The sequence below is a fragment of the Mesorhizobium sp. P5_C1 genome (assembly GCF_054049815.1).
The window spans coordinates 1-904 of sequence record NZ_JBFULQ010001152.1 but is presented as its reverse complement, the minus strand read 5'-3'; the positions used below and the strand labels follow the sequence as shown (position 1 = coordinate 904).

Genomic DNA, 904 nt, shown 5'->3' with positions numbered 1-904 from the left:
CCTGATAGCCGCTGCGATCTTTAGCGGCGTGTCGCAATTGACTGGCGGTTCGGAGAACGTCGTGACACTCCTCAAGAAGATGGCCGAGATTATCGATACCGCGCGCGTCCATCTCCCAACTTGGGCGATGGACTATTTTCCGTCGAACATCGAGGAACTGGAAGTCTTCGCTGCCCGATGGCTCCGCGAGCATGCCGGCCAGCTTCAACTCGTCGGTCGGGATTTCGGCGTCCTGGTGGTCCACATTATCGTCGGCATGGTGATCGGCGGCTTGATCGCGGTAAGCTCGGCGGCGCCATCGGGCGAGCGCGGCCCATTGGCGGACGCGCTGGCGGATCGTGTCAACTTACTGAGCAAGGCCTTTCGCAACATCGTGTTCTCGCAAATCCGGATTTCGGCGTTGAATACGTTTCTAACTTCGATCTATCTCGTCGCTGTTCTGCCGTCCTTCGGCATCGATCTGCCATTCATCAGGACGATGATAGCGCTGACATTCGTCGCCGGCCTTCTGCCGGTCATCGGCAATCTGATCTCCAATACGGTGATCGTGGTTGTCAGCCTCAGCATCTCCTTCCTTGCAGCGCTAGGCTCGCTTGCCTTTCTCGTCGTCATTCACAAGCTCGAATACTTCGCAAACGCCAAGATTATCGGTTCGCGGATCAATGCGCGTGCCTGGGAGCTTCTTCTGGCGATGGTTTTCATGGAGGCATGGTTCGGTATGCCGGGTCTTGTCGCTGCGCCGATCTATTATGCCTATCTGAAGGCTGAACTGACGATGCACGGGCTGATCTAGGGTTACAGCAGCTGGCGATTTGGTGACGCAAGCATGCCGTGCGCGAAGACAGAGCTTGAGCTTGAACCACGATTGCCGTTCCATAGATTATGTTCTGCGACTTCAGCGACC

1 protein-coding gene is annotated in these 904 nt (G+C 56.5%); it reads left to right on the top strand.

Annotated elements, in window-relative coordinates; translation table 11 throughout:
• Positions 1 to 793 (top strand): AI-2E family transporter (locus ACXJ7R_RS34530; protein ID WP_457155705.1); only part of this gene is annotated, 793 nt, incomplete at its 5' end.
• Positions 794 to 904 lie beyond the last annotated feature (111 nt).